Here is a 1,081-nt window from a genome sequence, read left to right as displayed (position 1 = left end):
ATCTACTACTGGAACAGCATAATACTCTTGCAGAGAAAATCTCTAGTGAGACAGTAGGGAAGGAATCAATCATAAAAGAGAAGTTGGGAGCTTTAGGTATCAGTTGGCTCATTGACCAAGCGTCATCAAGAACAACTATCAATGAAAGTTATGAGATCCATCAGTATCTTAGAGTCGTTTATCAAGTCTTAATGTTCATTGATGAAAGCTGCCCCAGCGATCAACGTAAGTATTCTAGAATCTTCCGTTCATTCCTTTCCAACGACCTCATTTACATAGTTGCGTTAAATAGTGCCCAGCGTGACAATAAAAAAAACTTTACCTTCCCTAAATATAAGTTTTTTATAGAAAAATATAGATTTCTAGAGCATTTGTTTTTCGAGACAGCCACCATAAAAAACGCTGTCACAGAAAAGCACAAACTGACAGATATGTTCTCCCTAGCTAAATCTTATGAACTATCAGCTTTTGGTGATGGTAGTAACATTACAGCTTCTATAAATTCAGTCGGAGAGGACTACTTAAAGCTACTAAATTATAAAATAGATGAGATAGATAAAAATGTGAAATCACATACCCAAAAAACAGATTTCATCCTTAACGATTACCCGATATTGCTAGATGGCTTAAAGCGTTATCTAGAAAAAAATGGTATACCAAGCCAGGAAATGTTGGACATCAACAAAAAAGCCCTTAATTTATTCGATAGATCTATAACGCTATACCCAACTGAAAAAGTAACTCAAAAAGACATTGAATTTGGAGAATTTCATAAATCAATGTACAACACTTCCGTCAGTAATAACTTGAAGCAATTAAAAGACGACTTAGCTCAGTTGGCCCTTTACAACTTACTTTTAAACGACCTAAAAACAGTGCCAACTTTAGACAGCAACAACGTAAGTACGATTGAAAACTTACAGCGCCGCATTCAACTATTAAAGAAGCAGTATCCTAAAGATAAGGTTGACTAAATCTCATCTTGCTAGCTAACTGCTCTACTTCGTTTATACTAGGCACAACTTATCTATAGGCTGTGATTTCAAAAAACTCATTGGTACACCTATAGTACACCCCATCC

At 35.5% G+C, this 1,081-nt stretch carries 1 protein-coding gene; it reads left to right on the top strand.

The annotated features are described in order from the left end of the window. A partial coding sequence (locus AB4653_RS23740) for a putative phage abortive infection protein (protein WP_372105476.1) occupies positions 1-974 on the top strand: 974 nt, incomplete at its 5' end. Positions 975-1,081 lie beyond the last annotated feature (107 nt).

Source organism: Vibrio sp. 10N.222.48.A3 (assembly GCF_041475345.1).
Classification (GTDB): domain Bacteria; phylum Pseudomonadota; class Gammaproteobacteria; order Enterobacterales; family Vibrionaceae; genus Vibrio; species Vibrio tasmaniensis_A.
This window is presented reverse-complemented; position numbering and strand designations above follow the sequence as displayed.